Here is a 16,132-nt window from a genome sequence, read left to right on the forward strand (position 1 = left end):
CTCGCCGCAAGGCCCGGATGCCGGCCGGCATGGGCGCCCTCACTCGGTTCGTGTCGGCGATCGGCGCGCCCCTCGGCGCCGATCAGGCCTCAGTATAGGACCCCCGTTCCCGTCGATTTGGGCCCCCACATGGTCAATTTGTTGTGATGTCCGGCCGTCGGCGTCGTCGCTACCTTGACGAGCGAGCGACGAGCTCGATGAGAAGGGACAGACCATGGTTTATGACGTAGTGGTAGTCGGCGGGGGCGTCTCGGGTATGAACGCTGCGCGCGATCTGAAGCGCAGCGGGCTCGACAATTTCCTGGTGCTGGAGGCCCGTGACCGGGTGGGCGGCCGCACCCTGATCCAGCACGCCGACGGGGTGATCGTCGACGGTGGGGCGACCTGGGTCAACCCGAACCAGACGGCGATCCTCGACCTGCTGCACGAGCTCGGCATCGAGCGGTTCGAGCAGTACGCCACCGGCGATTCGTTCGCGATCCTGGGCGGTGAGGCGCAGAAGGTGAAGCCGGCCGCCCCGAACCCGCATCTCGCAGACACGATGGACGCGATGGTGGCGACGGTCTCCGCCGAGGCGCCGTGGGAGGCGCCGAACGCGAAGGAATGGAACGGCATGACGTTCCAGCAGTTCCTCGACACGCAGGACCTCGACCAGGCCACGCTGATGACCACGAAGATCGCCTTCGAGATCGCGAGCTGTGCGCCGCTGAGCGAGATCACCCTGTTGAACCTGCTGTTCGCGATGCGCGCCACCGGTGGCTTCGCGGGGATCGGCGCGCCCGCGAGTGGGCTGCCTCAGTACCACATCGTCGGCGGCATGGCGAGCATCTCCAACCGCATCGCGGCCGACCTCGGCGACAAGGTGCGGCTCTCCTCCCCGGTGACGAAGATCTCGAACTGGGACGGTCCGGGCCCGGTCCGCATCGAGACGCCGAACGGCACCGTCGAGGCGCGGAAGGTGATCATGGCGATGGGCGGCAGCCTGGCATCGCAGATCGCCTACGAGCCGGAGCTTCCGGCGATGCGCAAGGGGCTGCACGACACGATCGACCGCAACCACTGCCTGATCAAGACGCACACGGTGTACGAGCGTCCGTTCTGGCGCGACCGCGGCGCGTCGGGGCAGATCATCTGGCCGGACGGCCTGTTCAACATCAGCGCCGACGTCACTCCTCCGGGAACCGACAAGGGCGTGCTGGTCACTCTCGTGCGGTCCCCCCGCGACGAGGCGCCGATGTCTCTCGAGGACCGCAAGGCCGGCACGATCGAGGCGTTCGCGAAGGCGTTCGGCGAGGAGGCGCTGCACCCCACCGACTTCGTGATGCAGGACTGGCTGCAGGAGGAGTACACCAAGGGCGTCGAGGACCTCTGGTCGCCCGGACTGTACCTGGACTACGGACCCGCCCTGCGAGCGCCGCTGGGCAACATCATCTGGGGCGGCACAGAGACCTCCCTGTTCTGGTGCGGGTTCATCGACGGCGCAGTCCGCGGCGGCCACCAGGCCGCGCTGACCGCGCTCGCTTCGCTGGCAGAGGAGCTCGTCCCCGCCAGCTGAACCGCGCACGGGGCCATCGCCGATCTCGCCGTCGGCGGTGGCCCTGTCGCCGTCGGTGACCGACGGCGACACGGCCGCGCGGCGCTACTCGCCGAGCAGACCGACCTCGAGAGCCGCCTGGACGGCGGTGCTGCGGGTCGTGGCTCCGAGCTTGCGGTAGATCGACGCCAGTTGCGAGTTCACGGTGTTGCGCGANGCCGAGCAGACCGACCTCGAGAGCCGCCTGGACGGCGGTGCTGCGGGTCGTGGCTCCGAGCTTGCGGTAGATCGACGCCAGTTGCGAGTTCACGGTGTTGCGCGAGACGAACAGGCGCTGACTGATCGCGGCGACGGTGAGATGGGTCTGCAGGTACGGCATCAGACGCATCTCGGCGGGTGTCAGGGGCGTCGCCGCCCCGCCGCGGGTCGACCGCTCGAGCGTCTTGCGGAACCCTTCGACCTGGTCGACGAGCGAGCCGAGGCGGGGACGACGGAGCAGGACGGCGTCGATCTCATCGAGGAGCAGGGACGCGGCATCCGCGTCGCCGAGCATTTCGTAGCCGATGGCGAGTTGCAGTCGCACGCGTGCGGCGAGCCAGGGCATCACATGGGTGCAGTGCACCCTCGCTCGCATCCCACGCGCGAGGAGAAGGGTGGCCGCCGCGGAATCTCCACCGTGCGCGGCCACGCGGGCGGCCACGCCGAACGCGAGCGCCGTGGTCGAGTATCCGTCCATGTGGTTCGCGTCGACCGTCTGAAGCGCGGCGTCGGCGTGGTCTCGGGCGGACTCCCAGTTGCCGCGATCGGCGGCCAGGATCGCGAGCTCCGCCTCGCTGAGGATGTGGGTGTTGGTGTTGCCCAGCACCACCGCGGACGCCCGTGCCTCTTTGAGCGCGCGGCGTGCGGCGCGCGTGTCGCCGAGAAGCAGTGCGCCCATTCCGCGCAGATGCAGGGCGGAGGTGCGCCACGCACTCCACTCGGGCAGGCCCGCCAGGGCGAGCTCGGCGTTCTCGAGCATCCGCTCGGGGCCGTCGGCGCACATCGCCGAGTGCAGCAGACGCCTCGCGGGGTCGAAGGCCACGCGGATCTCTTCCCGGGCGGCCGTCACGTCGATGCGATCGAGCGTCGCCGCCCATCGTTCGGAAGCCGGAGACTCGCCCCGGAGCAGGACGAGCCACGCCGCCAGGGCTGCGAGCGGCGGGAAGGCCGCGATCGCCTCCTCACCGAGGTCGTCGAGCCACCTCGACACCACCGCCGCCTCACCGGCCTGATGCGTGGGCATGGCGAGCTGGGCGATGAGAACCGGCGAACGCTCGCGCTCGCCGGCCGCCAGCAGGTGCTCGACGGCACGGCGCGGTGACTCGTTCGCGGCGAACCAGCCGGCTGCGCGGCTGTGGAGCTCAGGAACCGCGGCAGGGTGCGTCCGCTGCAGCTCGCCGAGGAGGAACTCCCGGAAGAGTGCGTGATAGCGGAACCACTGCCGGCGCCGGTCGAGCGGGATGAGGAAGAGGTTGCGCGCCTCGAGGACGCGCAGCATCTCGTGCGAGTCGCCGGCTTCTCGGACGGCGTCGCAGAGCGGACCCGACAGCTGCTCCAGGACCGCGGTGCGGTGGAGGAAGTCGATCACGTCCGGGTCGAGCCCCGCCAGGCACTCGCGGTACAGGTAATCGGCGACGATCCTGTCGTCGCCGACGATCTCGGTGCCCGGCTCGTCCGCCGTCGCGAGAGCAGCCAGGAAGACGCCCGTCGGCCACCCCTCGCACCGCTCGACGGCCGCGGCCAGAACCTCGTCCGACGCCTCGACGCTCGCGGCGGCGAAGACCGTGCGGGCCTCGGCGGCGTCGAGCCGGAGGGCGTCCTGAGCGATGTCGAACACCTGGCCTTCGGCGCGCATCCGGGCGAGGAAGTCGGGCTCATGACGGCCGGCGATCACGACCTGGGCACCGTCAGGGATCCCTGACATGACGATCTCGAGTGCATCGCCGCAGTCGGTGGATGCCGCGAGGTGCAGGTCGTCGATGAACAGGACGAACGGCGTGGCCGACGTCGCCCAGGATCGGGCCAGCAGCGGGGCCGACCGCCCCAGCGGAGACGCGCCGACGCCGCGCATCGCGGACGCGATCCGCGCGCCGTCCGCGGAGACGTCGACGGTCGCCGTCGCGAGAAGAGTGAGCAGCGCGACCGGATGATCGTCGAACCGGTCGACCGAGGCCCACGCGACCGGGCGATCCTCGGCGGCCGCCCACTCGGCGAGCATCGTCGACTTGCCGTATCCCGCCGGCGCCGTCACCGCCACGATCCGCCGGCCACTCGCCCGCGCCGAGCTGATCAGCGCGCGCCGGCTCACCCCGCCGCGGCGGGGCAGTGGCGACTCGGTCTTGCCCGCGAGCAGCACCCGGTCGAAATCGATCAGCGGTTCCCCGATGCCCGCAGTCGGTTCGGTCACATCGGCATGTCTACCGGAACCTCGCAGGCAGTTTCAAACACGCCGGAAACACACCGCGCACTCGGCGATTTCGAACCGCTCCGACGTCGCCCCGGTCGGAGCCCGGCGGCTGGGCGCACACGACAGCGGCGCGCCGGCCGAAGCCGACGCGCCGCTGCGGTGCTCGACGCGTAGGCCGCCCAGATCGCGCGCCACCTCGTGCACGCGAACTTCGTCCAGCGTTCGATGCCCGTATACGGATCCGCAGCGTCGCCTTTTCAGTGCGAAGCGATCAGCGCACCATCGGCGCCGAACCGTCGCCAGTGGCCGGATGAGACGATGACCGGCTCCGCGGCCGGATCACGGACGAGCAGAGCGGAGTCGTCATCGACGAACCACACCTCCTGGCCGGAGTGTCTCGCGCCCCGGGCGAACCGTCGCTCGGCGTGCGCCGGCATCCAATCCGCTCCCAGGTGGCCGGCGAAGAACCAGTCGAACAGGGGAACGGCGGGTGCGGCAGGCTCGAGGCCGAACAGATCGAGCTCTTCTTGATCGTCGAAGTCCGTGGGCCACCGGTCCAGCCTGCGGGCGAAGATCATCGAGCCGGCGCTCCACCCGACGTACACTTTCTGGTCGAGCAGCTCCGCGAGAACTGGCGCCAGCCCTGTCGCCTGCCAGGCGTGTGCCGCCCACAGGTTGCTCCCGCCGTACCCGAGGATCACGTCGGCTGAGCGCAGGCGCGACTCCACAAGAGTCGGCGGACCGGCGAAGAGCGATGCCACATCGAACTCCGCCCACCCCAGCGAGCGCAGGCTTTCGAGATGCTCGACCAGCTTGGAGCTGTCGCCGGGAAATCCGAGGATCGCGTCGATCACCACCACGACGCGCGAATCGGCGAGGGGCTTGCCGAGCAGATCCACCAGGGCGGCACGGATGACGTCGTTGGCGATGCCGTTCGATGTGAGGAGCATCCGCATCGGGCCAGGCTAGGGCAGACGGGCGGGGCCTGCCGGTGGAGCGGCCGACGCCGACCCCGCTTCGACTGCACGCGGGTGTCTTGTCGCGAGGCCGGCCCGGTGGGACCCTACGCATGTGCGCGTGCTGTGTGCGACCACTGCCAACGACGGCCACTTCGGGCCGCTGCTGCCGTTCGCGCGGGCCTTGGCGGCCGCGGGACACGATGTGCATGTCGCCGCCCCGGCGTCTTACGCCGACGCGGTGGCGAAGGCGGGATTCACGCACGAGCCGTTCGCCGATGGGCCTCGCGAGCTGATCGGTCCCATCATGGGCAGGCTGCCGACCTTGGCGCTGGAGGAGGCCGACGACCTCGTCATCCGTGAGGTGTTCGGCCGGATCGACGCTCAGGCAGCACTGCCCTCGCTCCTGGAGACGGTCGAGCGCTGGCGCCCCGACCTGATCCTCCGCGAGAGCGCGGAACTCGCTTCCCTGGCCGTCGCCGAGCGCGCCGGCGTCCGCCATGTGCACGTCTGCATCGGCATGCACGAGATCCTGACGCGATTCGCAGAGGCCATCACCGATCCCCTGGAAGAACTCGGGCGCCTGGCCGGCCTGGCCGAGGGTCGGATGACCGCCGCGCTGGCCTCCGAGACCGTCCTGAGCCTTGTGCCCGAGATGCTCGACCACGCCGGTGGGCCGATTCCGTCGGGAAGCGAGGGGTTCCTGCGATTCCACGTGCCGCGACCGGCCCCCACCGGCCAGCGCCTCCCCGACTGGGGCGACCCGCAGGCGCCGTTGATCTACGTCACCTTCGGTTCGGTCGCCGGCTCGCTGCCGCCGTTCGCCGGCGTCTTCAAGGACGCGTTGGATGCCTTGGCCGACGTCGACGGGCGTGTGCTGATGACCGTCGGGCGAAAGATCGACCCTGACGCGCTCGGCCCCTTGCCGTCCAACGCTCGTGTGGAGCAGTGGCTGCCCCAGGATGCGGTGCTGCAACAGGCCTCGGCGATGCTCGGACACGGTGGCTTCGGCACGACCATGGGTGCCCTGGCCGCGGGAGTTCCCCAGGTGGTCGTGCCGCTGTTCACGTCCGACCAGATCGCCAACGGCGCTCATGTCGCGGCGGTGGGCGCGGGACTCACCGTCGAGCCCGGGCCGTCATCGGTGAAGCCGGCCGCAGCCGAGGTGCCTCGCCTGCTGGCAGATCCGACCCACGCCGAGGCGGCACGTCGCGTCGCGGCAGCGATCGCCGACCTGCCGTCGACGTCCGAGGCCGTTCCGGTGCTGACCGGCATGGTCGAGTGAACGTCACCGGCTGAGCCGCTTAGTCGCGCGACGTGGCGTTCACGCTGCCCGAACGCTCCTGTCCGCTCAAGCGCGCGATGGCGGCCATCATGCGCTCGGTGATCTCGCGACGAGCCTTGCCGTCCGGGACGCCTTCGAGGTCGGTGAGGTCGAGCGGCTCGCCGAAGTGGACTTCGAGGCGCGGCCTGCCCGGCAGCAGATGGCTCAGCGGCTTGACGGTGCCGGTGCCGATCAGGCCGACGGGCACGACCGCGGCGCCCGTGTCGCGGGCCATCCACGCGGCACCGCCGTGACCCTCGTGCAGCTTCCCGTCCCGCGAGCGGGTGCCCTCGGGGAACACCGCGAACACGCTGCCGGCCCGAAGGATGCTGCTGCCCGCGTCGAGCGCTGCGCGCGCGTCGCGACCGGTCGCGCGGTACACCGGCACGCCGCCGATCGACGTGAAGAACCAGCGCTTGAAGCGGCCGAGCACCCCGGAGCCGGTGAAGTACGACGACTTGATGAGGAACTGCACGGGGCGGGCCGCGGAGGTCGGGATGATGACGGTGTCGAGCGCCGCCAGGTGGTTGCTCGCCAGCAGCACCGGCCCGCGCGCGGGTACGTTCCCGCGCCCGACGATGCGCGGGCGGTACATGACCCAGAACAGCGGGCGCAGGACCACCCGTCCCAAGAAGTAGACGAAGCCCGGTCGCGGCGCAGGCGTGGGGCTCGATGGAGCAGGCGCTGTCACCTGGCCACCCTATCCGTTGCCGTCAGCCCCTCTTCCGGAAGGGCTACACCGGCTCGGTCGTGCGGATCAGGCCGCAGTTGAGGCACGACCACGCGACGAGGAACCGCTCGTCGTCGAGGATCTCGAAGCTCAGCTCGTCGCCGCAGGTGGGACAGGTGCGCGGGGTCGCGGCATCCCTTCTCATGGTCGAAGCCTAAGCTCGACCGGCCCACCGCGGCTCCGCGCTCAACTGGGAAGCTGCTCCTGCGACCACCGGTTCATGTCGGCGGTGAAGGCGGCGTCGCGCAGCGGCTCCGGTCGACGCGCGGTGAAGACGAGTCGCAGGCCCTGTGGGCTGACCACGGTCAGGTCGCGGGTGTTCCACGGGGTGTCGGCCGGTCCTCCCACGACCGTGCCGTCGAACGACCGTGCGCGGGCGGCCAGCCCGTCGAGCTCGTCGTAGGTGGCGGCGAGCGACAGCTGCACACCGGTGCCGACGTCTGCCGCCGCCCCCTGCCGCAGCAGGATGTCTTGATACCGCCACCGCCGCAGGTGGATGAGCACGGGCTCGTCGCCCGGCGGCATGGCGAACAGTTCGATGAAGTCGAGCGCCTCGACGAACCACCGCGCCGCGGCACGGACGTCGTCGACCTCGAGAGAGATGAAGGCCGGCATGCCGTAGATGTCGCGCGTGATGCCGGTCTGAAGTTCGGTCGTGTCTGTCATGCCGACGAGTGTGGGCGTTGACGCAACGTCAAAGTCAAGCCCCTCGGTCGCGACGCCCGGCAGCGCGAGGCTCGCCCCATGAGCCATCACCCCGACGACATCAAGCAGCCGCTCGACCACCTGCCGCCGAAGGACGAGCGCGACAAGGCGATCGAGATCGAAGAGCCGCACTACCCCGGCGCGGAAGGACCAGCGGATGCCTCGGCCGTCAGCCCTGCGACGGCCGCCGAGCCCGACCGGCCCGGTCGGCACGGCCTCGACAAGCCCCCGACCAGCGGGGCGTGACCGCGCGAGCACCAGGTGGTGCGAGGGCTCGGGCCGTTTCGTCTCGCTCGTGCCTCGCTCGCTCAACGACCGGGTACCCGACGGCGGTCGTTGAGCGAGCGGAGCGAGACGAAACGGCTCGGTAGCGCAGAACGGTCGTTGAGCGAGCGGAGCGAGACGAAACGCCTCGCGCCGGAAGGTCTCGACACGCGGGCTCGGTCCTCGCTCGCTCCTCGACCGGCAGGGTGGGTCAGGGGACGTACGTGTTGTAGTTGTCGATTCCGAGCTCGAACAGCTCGCCGGCCCACAGCACCTGGGCGATGACGATTCCGATAATCGATGCGATCACGACGGCGGCCACGGCGCCCACGACGCCGCGACCTCGGTAGGCGAACCAGCCGAGCGGCATCAGTACGGCCAGCCCGATGATGTGCGCGAGGACGAGGGGGATGCCGCCGAAGACCTCAGCGAACCCGGCCATCGTCGTGCCCGCCGACACCGCCTTGCCCTGTTCGGTCTGTGCCTCGAACTGCGCAAAGCCGTACCAGGTCCACGCGATCGTCGCGGCCAGCGGTCCGAGCGCCGCGACGACCCAGAACGCGGTCCGCGCACCCCGAGAGACGCCCTCCTGCGCTGCCACTCGCTGCCCCGTCACGCCGCGAGCCTACCCAGAGATCCGCACACCCACGCCGGGCAGTCCACGTCAGAACTCGTGCTGGTGAGCCGTCGGACCTCTGTGAGAGGTTCGAGAGGTGCTGACTGATGACGACCGCGATCTCATGAGAGCCGTGTCGACCTACATCCACCGTGTCAACGAGCTGACCAGTCGCGAGATGCGTCCCGCGCGTACGCCGCTGGGTGATCTGATCAGCGAGCACCTGGGAACCGACGCGGCCCAGGTGCCCGTCGTGCAGGAGCACATCGCCGACCATCGACTCGTCGACGCGGATCTCGCGCTCGACGCGCTCGCCGCAGCCGGCGAGGGCCGGCTCATCGGCATCACGGGTGGGGACCAGCGTCATCATCAAGGACTCGCGGAGTTCGCGTCGAACGGCCACCTGATGTACGCGCCGGGCCCGGTGGACTACGCGGAGCGAGCCACCGGGCCGGACTCCAGCCGGCGGGTCGTGTCGCTCGGCATCCGGCTCCTTCACTTTGAGGGTTCGCCGGTCGTCCTGACGCAGCGCGCGGCTGCTGAGCAGTACGGCCGGCCGACCGCGGTCATCGAGGTGATGGGCGTCGATGCCGACGTGGTGACTCGCTTCCTCGACGCGCTGCGCAAGGCCATGGTCGAACGCAGCGTGCTGAGAGGACAGGTGCTCTCATTCCAGCCCACCGAATACGGGCGAGACGCCGGCGCCACCTTCGTCTCTCGCCCGTCGGTCGCGGCGGACGAAATCGTGCTTCCCGACGGGGTGCTCGACGAGATCGTCCAGCATGTGGTGACCATCGGCGCCCACCGGGAGATGCTGCAACGAGCGGGGCAGCATCTGAAGCGCGGGGTGCTGCTCTACGGTCCTCCCGGTACGGGCAAGACGCTCACCGTGCGTCATCTCCTGAGCTCGACGCCCGGGACCACCGCGGTCGTGCTCACCGGTTCGAGCATCCGCTTCATCAGCGCGGCGGCTGAGATCGCCCGCACTTTTCAGCCGGCCATCGTCGTGCTGGAAGACATCGATCTCGTCGCGATGGAACGGCACTCGTCACCCCAGCCGCTGCTGTTCGAGGTTCTGGACGCCCTGGACGGGCTCGACGGCGACGCCGACGTCGCGTTCGTCATGACCACGAACCGCGTGGATGTGCTCGAACGGGCTCTCGCCGAGCGTCCCGGTCGTGTCGACCTCGCGGTCGAAGTTCCCCTCCCCGAGTTGCCCGAGCGACGACGCCTCTTCCGCCGGTACGCGGGCGCGCTGCCCTACTCCGATGCCGCGTTGGATGCCGCCGCCGCCAGTGCGGAGGGCACAACCGGCTCGTTCGCGAAGGAGCTGATGCGCCGCAGCGTGCTACGGGCCGCCGAGGAGGGCCGGGATCCCCACGACGAAGACCTCGCGGCGGAGCTGGCTCGGATCATGGACTCGCGCGAACGGCTCACCCGGACCATGCTCGGCTCTGCCGCTGACGGCTCGGCGCCCGCGCCGTAGAACGGCCATCACCATGCCGGTGGCTTCGGATGGTTCGCGGGGCCGTAATCACTGGTGGGGAGCGAATTCCCCATTGCGCCGGAGGCGCAGGAGTGATCGGATATCCGGGTGCAGATGACGGTGGCGGGCGGCGTGATGATGGCGGCCGTCGGCGCCGGGCTGTACCTGCTCGCCGCGATCATGCTGGCGCGCGCCAACTACGACCACCGCGTGCCGTACTGGACGAGCCCGCGCGTGCGCTCCGGGTCGTCGGTCGCCGTGCGCACCATCGGGGCGGTGGCGATCGGCTTCGCGGCCATCGCGTCGCCGCTCGGCTTCTGGGGCCTGGCCGCACTGGTCGTGGCGATCCTGTGCGGTGTCGCGGTGATCGCGCACCACAACCGTTCGCTCGCGATCACCCGCGCCAGGTGAGCCAGGCCGCGGGACCGGGGCGCACCGTAACGGCTGCTGACCGCAGTTCCGACCCGCCGCCGCGCTGCACCCGCGACGGCGCCGGGGCATGAGGGGCGCCAGGGCATAGGGGCGTCAGGGCAGGTCGACGTAGTCGCCGAGGAAGGCGCGGGCGGATGCGGTGTCGAGCCGATATGTCTCATTCGTCGCACGGCACCAGCGGTCGGTGCGCACCGTGGTCGAGACGACGAGGTTGCTGTCGACGCCACCGAGGAAGTGCGGACCTCCCGAGTCTCCGGCGCAGATGCCGCCGTCGCCGGTCGACGGGTTCTGCGAGAGTTCGAGCGAGCTGGGGCGCAGCGACTGGAAGCCCTGCAGCGCGTAGCGGCGCACGCCGTCCCGGCCCTCCCACGAGCGCGGGCCGCCGGTCTTGTCGGTGCGCACGACGCCGTAGCCGACCGTCGTGAAGGTCTGATCGCGCAGCCCGCCGGCGGCGTTCAGCTGGTCGAGGAGCCCCGCGGTGGGCAGCTCGGCCGGAGTGATGCCGGGGGCGCTGTCGAGCACGATGACGGCCATGTCGTACGTGTTCGAGTGCCCGCTCGAGCCCCACGACGGATGCTGGGTCGCGGTTCCCGCGAACAATCCGGCCGGCGCGGGGTCGTCTTCGTCGTAGGTCGAGTCGAACGAGACGAAGTACGGCTCGCCGACGCTGAGCAGCACGTCGACGCAATGCGCCACCGTCAGGAAGACCCGTTCGGCGATGAGGGTTCCCGAGCAGGTGATGTCGGGCCCCGGGCTCCCGGGATTCCGGTCGATCACGACCACCCCCACGTTCGGATGCAGCTCGCCGTCGGGCTCGCCGAAGGTGATCGCCGAGGCCGTGGCGGCCGTGGCGCCCACCAGTACCAGGGCAAGGAGGAAGACGAGGACTCGTCGCATGATGGAACTCCCTTGGCATCGATCCGTCGCCCCGGTACCGCCCATTGAACACCCGTGTGCACGGCCTCGCTACGGGGCAGCGTGCGCACGGTCTACGGCCCGGCGAGCGCACCCGCGGACAACTCGCTCTAGACAGCCGAGGTGGATTACGACAGGCTGTTACGGGCTGTTGATCCTGGGAATGATCAGCAGTTCACTGGGGAGCTGGGATTCTGGGGGCTTGGGGCCCGTCGACGTTTTCACAGCCAGTGGCCCCTCGAAGCCATTCGGCTGCGGGGGGCCACATCCGTTCTCCGGTCGCGCTCTACGATGAAGCGGCGGGTCGCTCCTGACCGGCGAGGACGGAGCATCGATGGATATCTCGGCCGTGAATCCCGCACTGCGCACCGCGACGCAGAAGGCCCCCGCGGTGAACCTCGAGAACGCGGTGGTGCGCTGGTTCGCCTCGACCGCGTCGCCGCTCATCCCCGGCAAGCGAGTGGACGGTGTCGAGCGCCGCACCCTCCGTCACGACGGCGTGAAGCTGCGGGTGTACACCCCGGCGCAGCCGTCCGGTGCGGGCCTGCTCTGGATCCACGGCGGCGGGCTCGTCCTGGGCGCGGCGGCGATGGACGATGTGCACTGCGGAGAGACCGCACGCGACACCGGGGTCACGATCGTGTCGGTCGACTACCGCCTCGCGCCGAGGCATCCGTTCCCCGCCGCCATCGACGACTGCTTCGCGGGCTGGCGATGGCTGCGCGCCCACGCCGACGAGCTCGGTCTCGACCGTGCGCGCCTCGCGATCGGCGGGCAGAGCGCGGGCGGGGGGCTCGCCGCGAGTCTCGTCCAGCGCGCGCTGGACGCGGGCGACCAGGTCGCGGCGCAGTGGCTCTTCTGCCCGATGCTCGACGATCGCACGGCGGCCGACCGCGGCCACGACGGCACCGACCACTTCATCTGGAGCAACCGGTCGAACCGCGTCGGCTGGTCGTCGTACCTCGGCGCCGCCATGGGCGCCGAGTCGCTGCCGCCGTACGCCGCGGCCGCCCGGCGCGAAGACCTCGCCGGCATGCCGCCGACGTGGATGTACACCTCTGACATCGAGCTGTTCCACGACGAGGACGTCGCGTATGCGGACCGGCTCCGCGCCGCAGGCACGGACGTGACCCTCGAGGTGGTGAGCGGCGCCCCGCATGGGTTCGAGGCGTGGGCGTCCGACCAGCCGATGGCGCGCGAGCTCTTCACCGCCGCGCGCGGCTGGCTGCAGGAGCGGCTCGCCAACTGAGCGTCCGCGGTGCACCTGGCCGGTGTATCTGATGCCGCACCGACCGGCTCATAGAGATCGGAGCCGATCGCACACCGCGCTCGGAGCGATGGCACACCGACTCCGTCCGACGACAGGAGGCCGGATCATGGACGACAGCACCCCCGCCAACAGCCTCGGGGCGATCATCTCGAACCTCGCGGTGCGCCGGTTCATCTACAGCACGTACGTGCTCGCGCTGCTCGTCGTCGGCGCCACCCAGGTGGCGCTCACGTCGCTCAACCTCACCAACCCCGACTGGCTCGTCGCCACCCTCGCCGTGCTCGGCTACCTCGGCGTGCCGGTCGCAGGGCTGGCCGTCGCCAACACGTCGAAGAAGGCCGCCGAAGCGCAGGCGCAGCCCGAGGCGACGCCCGCGGCACCGGTGCCCGCCGTGACGCCGGCGACGCAGCAGCCTCAGCCTGCCCCGGCGTGAGAGCCGGCGGCGCCGCGCTCAGTCGGCGTCGGCGGGCGGGTAGAAGTACGCGTCCACCCGGTCGCCGAGGTAGTGGAACCGCACGATGCTTCCGGGTGGGAGGGGCTCGGAATCTCCGTCGACCACCTGAGGCGAGGGCACGATGTCGGCGGACAGCTCCACGCCCGGTGGCACGCAGTTCGCCCCGTCGACGAACCCCGGACGCGTCACGAGCATGAAGCAGTGGAAGCCCTGCTCGTCCTCGAAGTACCACGGCTCGATGCGCCAGAAGGTGTCGTAGCCACGGATCGTCGAGTCGACGGGCCGCGCACCCAGAAAGCCGATCATCGATTGCGCGAGTGCGCTCGCCTCGTCGGCGTTCCGGTGCAGCGTGGCATCGGGGTGCGGGACGACGAGCCAGCCGACCGCGTATCCGGCGGCGAGCACCCCGGCGGCGGCGATGGCGGCGCGTCCGGTGCGCGTCGCCACGACCGCCTGCCATCGCGGACGAGGGGGATCGTCGGATGCGGCGGCCCCGGCGCCGTTCTCGGCCCCCGGCTCTGCGGTCGCGGCCTCGGGTGTCGTCGCCGTCGGCGCACCGCCCGCGGTGGCAGCATCCGGAACAGACTCGTCGTCGCGACGCTCCGCGGCCCTCGGATGGAGCGCTTCCTCCAGTTGCCACAGCCGCTCGAGCGCGGCGGGATCCGTCTGGATGTCGGCGTCCGGTCCATAGGCTCTTGCGCGGAGCACAGCGAGCTCGCGCTCGTCGTCCGGCGGAAGCGGCGACGTGTCCATCAGTCGCCCTCCGGCATCAGGTGGACGAAGGCGTCCACGGTGTCGCCGCGATGGATGAACCGGATGAGTCCGTCGCGCGGCAGCCCGTCATAGTCGTCGCCGGTCGACGAGATGTCGATGAAGAGCTGCGCGGGGACGGGCGCGCAGCGCAGGTCGGAGAGCGTGTCGTTGGCACGGTTGACCGACATGAGGCACGGCGAACCGTGCGCGTCGGTGCCCGACCAGATCTCCAGCCCCCGGAACGTCCCGTAACTGTGCAGGGTCGAGAGCTCGATCCGGACCCAGGATGCCTCGCCCGCGACGAGATCCCGGACCAGAGCGTCCGGCTCCGCCGTCGTGCCGTGCATCGTCGCGTCGGGGCGCGGCGCGTTGGCGAGGATCACGGTCGCCGCGACCGCGGCGGCGAGCACGATCAGCGCGGCGAGAGCCCACGCGAACCGCAGGCGTCGCGTGGCGAACAGGCGCCGCCACAGCGACGGCGGAGCGTGGCCGGTCGTCGGGTCGGCCGCGGGCTCGTCCGCGGGCGCCTCGGGTGCAGGGATGGCCGGCGTCCGCGATTGGGGTTTCGGACCGTACGTCGCACCAGCGTGCGGTTCACTCAACTCGCGGACGGCATCCGATTCGGGTGTGGAGCCGTCCACGGCTGAAACGTACACCCGCCGCACGCGCGGATCTACGGCACCGGCGCGCGGGCGCCGCTGGCTCCGGGCGTCGGCGAGCTCGATCGCGACTGCGCGGGCGTACCGTCAGCGCAGCACTTCGTACCGGATGTGCGTGATCCGCTTCGACTCGAGCACGCGCGTCGGGTCGAGCCGCACCGGCGGCTGGGCGAGCCGGCCGAACAGGCGGATCCCGGCGCCCAGCAGCACCCCCGTGACGGCGAGCTCGAACACGTCGACGGCGTCGATGTCGATGAGCTGCCGCGCGACGTCGGGGCTGCCCATGATGTACACGTCCCGATCGCCGGCCGCCGCCGTGGCCTGCCGCAGCGCCTCTTCGGCCGAGTCGGTGAAGGTGAACAGCGCGCCGTTGCGCACCACAGGCTCTCGGCGCTCATGCGTCGGCACGAACACCGGCATCGGGAAGATGGACTCGTCGCCCCATGCCGCGTCGCCTGCGCGCAGCGTGCGGGCGCCGAAGATCACCGCCCCGGCGGCGAAGAACTCCTCGGTGACCGTCGGGTGCATGGCCATGGTGGGATCCCCGAACGCCCAGCCGTGGAGCACCGACAGATCGTCGTCGGGACCGGTGGCGAAGCCGTCGACCGACATCGAGGCGTAGAGGATCACACGTGACACGGACGCCAATGTATACGGTGTCCACATTGCCTGTCCAGAGGTCCATCGCGCACACTTCGAGCGGTGGGCGCGCCGCAGCATGGGCCTACGCTGGACGGATGAGCACCGCGCTGGAATACCTCGTCACGGCCTTCGACGGAACCGACGAAGGCGCCCTCGACCGGCGGCTCGCGGTCCGCGACGCGCACCTCGCCGGAGCACAGCGGCTCGCCGAGCGGGGCGAGTTGCTCAGCGGCGGTGCGATCCTCGACGACGAGGGCCGCATGATCGGCTCGTCGATGCACGTGGTGTTCGCCGACCAGGCCGCGTTCGACGCCTGGTACGCGGCCGAGCCCTACATCACGGGGGACGTGTGGCGAGACATCACGGTCCGCCCCATGCGGATCTTCCGCCCCGCTCTCTGACCGAGGCTACGACCGTCGCTGCGTGAGGTGGACGTCGACGGATTCGCCGTCCGTCTTGCCGATCGCCTTGCGCACGGCCGCGGCGATGGGGAGCTTGTGGGTGCCGTCGCCGAGCGCCATGAACGCACCGTCGAAGGGATGCCCGTCGACGGTGCCGGTGACTTTCACGAGGCCCCGCGTTCCGAAGATCGTCGCCGAGTATGGCAGTGTGACGCGGGTCCAGGTGTCGCCCTCCCGCACCTTGCCGAGCGTCGCGGTGAAGCGGATGTCGAGCGGTCCGGTGGTGCCGGCCATGATGACTCCTCTCTCCCGGTGCCCGGGGAGGGCGCCGAACCGGGGTGCTCACCGATATGACGATCGTGCGGCATCCCGATCGACACGGCTTGCCCACGAGGGTACCGATGCAGGCCCGCTCGCACGGTCTGCGTGAGTCGGCGGCGGCCGCGGCATCCGTCTCCCGCCCGCTCGGCCGACCGGGTGCGCTGCGTTCGGCGCGTTTCGTCTCGCTCGTGCCTCGCTCGCTCAACGGCGGGGCAGGGGTGGCA

The 16,132-nt window shown here is 70.6% G+C and carries 19 protein-coding genes; 8 read left to right on the forward strand and 11 right to left on the reverse strand.

All coding sequences use genetic code 11. The features are described 5' to 3' along the window. Window positions 1-214 precede the first annotated feature (214 nt). A complete protein-coding gene (locus R8Z57_RS16735) occupies window positions 215-1,555 on the forward strand; it encodes a flavin monoamine oxidase family protein (protein WP_318354918.1) in 1,341 nt (446 codons plus the stop codon). Here R8Z57_RS16735 and R8Z57_RS16740 read toward each other — a convergent pair. After that, entirely contained in the window at window positions 1,470-3,980 is a 2,511-nt protein-coding gene (locus R8Z57_RS16740; RefSeq protein WP_318354919.1) for an AAA family ATPase, read from the reverse strand. The two genes, R8Z57_RS16735 and R8Z57_RS16740, sit on opposite strands and share 86 nt — an antisense overlap. 257 nt (window positions 3,981-4,237) lie before the next feature. Next, window positions 4,238-4,936: a Type 1 glutamine amidotransferase-like domain-containing protein gene (locus R8Z57_RS16745; protein ID WP_318354920.1), complete on the reverse strand. Its 699-nt coding sequence runs from the start codon at window positions 4,934-4,936 to the stop codon at window positions 4,238-4,240. Window positions 4,937-5,051: 115 nt separating this feature from the next. Between R8Z57_RS16745 and R8Z57_RS16750 the strand changes: the two genes are divergently transcribed. Next, window positions 5,052-6,221 carry a glycosyltransferase gene (locus R8Z57_RS16750; RefSeq protein ID WP_318354921.1) on the forward strand — a complete coding sequence of 390 codons (1,170 nt, stop codon included), beginning with the start codon at window positions 5,052-5,054 and terminating at the stop codon, window positions 6,219-6,221. Window positions 6,222-6,240: 19 nt separating this feature from the next. Here R8Z57_RS16750 and R8Z57_RS16755 read toward each other — a convergent pair whose 3' ends face one another. Genes R8Z57_RS16755 through R8Z57_RS16765 form a run of 3 tightly spaced genes read right to left on the reverse strand, consistent with a single transcriptional unit; the run spans window position 6,241 to window position 7,656 of the window. Further along, window positions 6,241-6,951, reverse strand: coding sequence for a lysophospholipid acyltransferase family protein (locus tag R8Z57_RS16755; RefSeq protein ID WP_318354922.1), 711 nt, complete (start codon window positions 6,949-6,951; stop codon window positions 6,241-6,243). A gap of 43 nt (window positions 6,952-6,994) precedes the next feature. Further along, complete coding sequence (locus tag R8Z57_RS16760) at window positions 6,995-7,135, reverse strand: hypothetical protein (protein WP_318354923.1); 141 nt, start codon at window positions 7,133-7,135, stop codon at window positions 6,995-6,997. A 41-nt stretch (window positions 7,136-7,176) separates the two neighbouring features. Further along, a complete protein-coding gene (locus R8Z57_RS16765; RefSeq protein ID WP_318354924.1) occupies window positions 7,177-7,656 on the reverse strand; it encodes a VOC family protein in 480 nt (159 codons plus the stop codon). Window positions 7,657-7,734: 78 nt separating this feature from the next. Between R8Z57_RS16765 and R8Z57_RS16770 the strand changes: the two genes are divergently transcribed. Then, window positions 7,735-7,941 carry a hypothetical protein gene (locus R8Z57_RS16770; protein ID WP_318354925.1) on the forward strand — a complete coding sequence of 69 codons (207 nt, stop codon included), beginning with the start codon at window positions 7,735-7,737 and terminating at the stop codon, window positions 7,939-7,941. 229 nt (window positions 7,942-8,170) lie between these two features. On the opposite strand, the gene R8Z57_RS16775 is transcribed toward R8Z57_RS16770, so the two are convergent. Next, entirely contained in the window at window positions 8,171-8,575 is a 405-nt protein-coding gene (locus R8Z57_RS16775; protein WP_318354926.1) for a hypothetical protein, read from the reverse strand. A gap of 97 nt (window positions 8,576-8,672) precedes the next feature. Between R8Z57_RS16775 and R8Z57_RS16780 the strand changes: the two genes are divergently transcribed. After that, window positions 8,673-10,061 (forward strand): AAA family ATPase, encoded by a 1,389-nt coding sequence (locus tag R8Z57_RS16780; protein ID WP_318354927.1) that lies wholly within the window; start codon window positions 8,673-8,675, stop codon window positions 10,059-10,061. 108 nt (window positions 10,062-10,169) lie between these two features. Further along, entirely contained in the window at window positions 10,170-10,472 is a 303-nt protein-coding gene (locus R8Z57_RS16785) for a hypothetical protein (protein ID WP_318354928.1), read from the forward strand. Between the two features lie 114 nt (window positions 10,473-10,586). On the opposite strand, the gene R8Z57_RS16790 is transcribed toward R8Z57_RS16785, so the two are convergent. Further along, entirely contained in the window at window positions 10,587-11,390 is an 804-nt protein-coding gene (locus tag R8Z57_RS16790; RefSeq protein ID WP_318354929.1) for a trypsin-like serine protease, read from the reverse strand. Window positions 11,391-11,742: 352 nt separating this feature from the next. Between R8Z57_RS16790 and R8Z57_RS16795 the strand changes: the two genes are divergently transcribed. Further along, on the forward strand, window positions 11,743-12,657 hold the full coding sequence (locus tag R8Z57_RS16795; protein ID WP_318354930.1) for an alpha/beta hydrolase: 915 nt from the start codon (window positions 11,743-11,745) through the stop codon (window positions 12,655-12,657). A 127-nt stretch (window positions 12,658-12,784) separates the two neighbouring features. After that, on the forward strand, window positions 12,785-13,111 hold the full coding sequence (locus R8Z57_RS16800; RefSeq protein WP_318354931.1) for a hypothetical protein: 327 nt from the start codon (window positions 12,785-12,787) through the stop codon (window positions 13,109-13,111). A gap of 18 nt (window positions 13,112-13,129) precedes the next feature. On the opposite strand, the gene R8Z57_RS16805 is transcribed toward R8Z57_RS16800, so the two are convergent. The 3 genes from R8Z57_RS16805 to R8Z57_RS16815 form a co-directional block, all read right to left on the reverse strand. Further along, window positions 13,130-13,885: a hypothetical protein gene (locus R8Z57_RS16805; protein WP_318354932.1), complete on the reverse strand. Its 756-nt coding sequence runs from the start codon at window positions 13,883-13,885 to the stop codon at window positions 13,130-13,132. Next, window positions 13,885-14,526, reverse strand: coding sequence for a hypothetical protein (locus R8Z57_RS16810; RefSeq protein ID WP_318354933.1), 642 nt, complete (start codon window positions 14,524-14,526; stop codon window positions 13,885-13,887). The genes R8Z57_RS16805 and R8Z57_RS16810 overlap by 1 nt, the downstream gene beginning before the upstream one ends. A gap of 105 nt (window positions 14,527-14,631) precedes the next feature. Beyond that, window positions 14,632-15,183, reverse strand: coding sequence for a dihydrofolate reductase family protein (locus R8Z57_RS16815; protein WP_318354934.1), 552 nt, complete (start codon window positions 15,181-15,183; stop codon window positions 14,632-14,634). Window positions 15,184-15,281: 98 nt separating this feature from the next. On the opposite strand from R8Z57_RS16815, the gene R8Z57_RS16820 reads away from it, so the two are divergent. Further along, entirely contained in the window at window positions 15,282-15,587 is a 306-nt protein-coding gene (locus tag R8Z57_RS16820) for a YciI family protein (protein WP_318354935.1), read from the forward strand. 6 nt (window positions 15,588-15,593) lie between these two features. On the opposite strand, the gene R8Z57_RS16825 is transcribed toward R8Z57_RS16820, so the two are convergent. Next, window positions 15,594-15,881 carry a DUF1905 domain-containing protein gene (locus tag R8Z57_RS16825; RefSeq protein ID WP_318354936.1) on the reverse strand — a complete coding sequence of 96 codons (288 nt, stop codon included), beginning with the start codon at window positions 15,879-15,881 and terminating at the stop codon, window positions 15,594-15,596. Window positions 15,882-16,132: the final 251 nt, after the last annotated feature.

The sequence above is a fragment of the Microbacterium sp. M3 genome (assembly GCF_033548675.1).
In the GTDB taxonomy this organism is placed as follows: Bacteria; Actinomycetota; Actinomycetes; order Actinomycetales; family Microbacteriaceae; genus Microbacterium; species Microbacterium arthrosphaerae.

What these genes read in the sequence shown, in the direction of transcription:
- R8Z57_RS16735 (WP_318354918.1), top strand. Translation starts at nt 215, where the DNA reads ATGGTTTATGACGTAGTGGTAGTCGGCGGGGGCGTCTCGGGTATGAAC.
- R8Z57_RS16745 (WP_318354920.1), bottom strand. Translation starts at nt 4,936, where the DNA reads ATGCGGATGCTCCTCACATCGAACGGCATCGCCAACGACGTCATCCGT.
- R8Z57_RS16760 (WP_318354923.1), bottom strand. Translation starts at nt 7,135, where the DNA reads ATGAGAAGGGATGCCGCGACCCCGCGCACCTGTCCCACCTGCGGCGAC.
- R8Z57_RS16765 (WP_318354924.1), bottom strand. Translation starts at nt 7,656, where the DNA reads ATGACAGACACGACCGAACTTCAGACCGGCATCACGCGCGACATCTAC.
- R8Z57_RS16770 (WP_318354925.1), top strand. Translation starts at nt 7,735, where the DNA reads ATGAGCCATCACCCCGACGACATCAAGCAGCCGCTCGACCACCTGCCG.
- R8Z57_RS16790 (WP_318354929.1), bottom strand. Translation starts at nt 11,390, where the DNA reads ATGCGACGAGTCCTCGTCTTCCTCCTTGCCCTGGTACTGGTGGGCGCC.
- R8Z57_RS16795 (WP_318354930.1), top strand. Translation starts at nt 11,743, where the DNA reads ATGGATATCTCGGCCGTGAATCCCGCACTGCGCACCGCGACGCAGAAG.
- R8Z57_RS16800 (WP_318354931.1), top strand. Translation starts at nt 12,785, where the DNA reads ATGGACGACAGCACCCCCGCCAACAGCCTCGGGGCGATCATCTCGAAC.
- R8Z57_RS16805 (WP_318354932.1), bottom strand. Translation starts at nt 13,885, where the DNA reads ATGGACACGTCGCCGCTTCCGCCGGACGACGAGCGCGAGCTCGCTGTG.
- R8Z57_RS16820 (WP_318354935.1), top strand. Translation starts at nt 15,282, where the DNA reads ATGAGCACCGCGCTGGAATACCTCGTCACGGCCTTCGACGGAACCGAC.
- R8Z57_RS16825 (WP_318354936.1), bottom strand. Translation starts at nt 15,881, where the DNA reads ATGGCCGGCACCACCGGACCGCTCGACATCCGCTTCACCGCGACGCTC.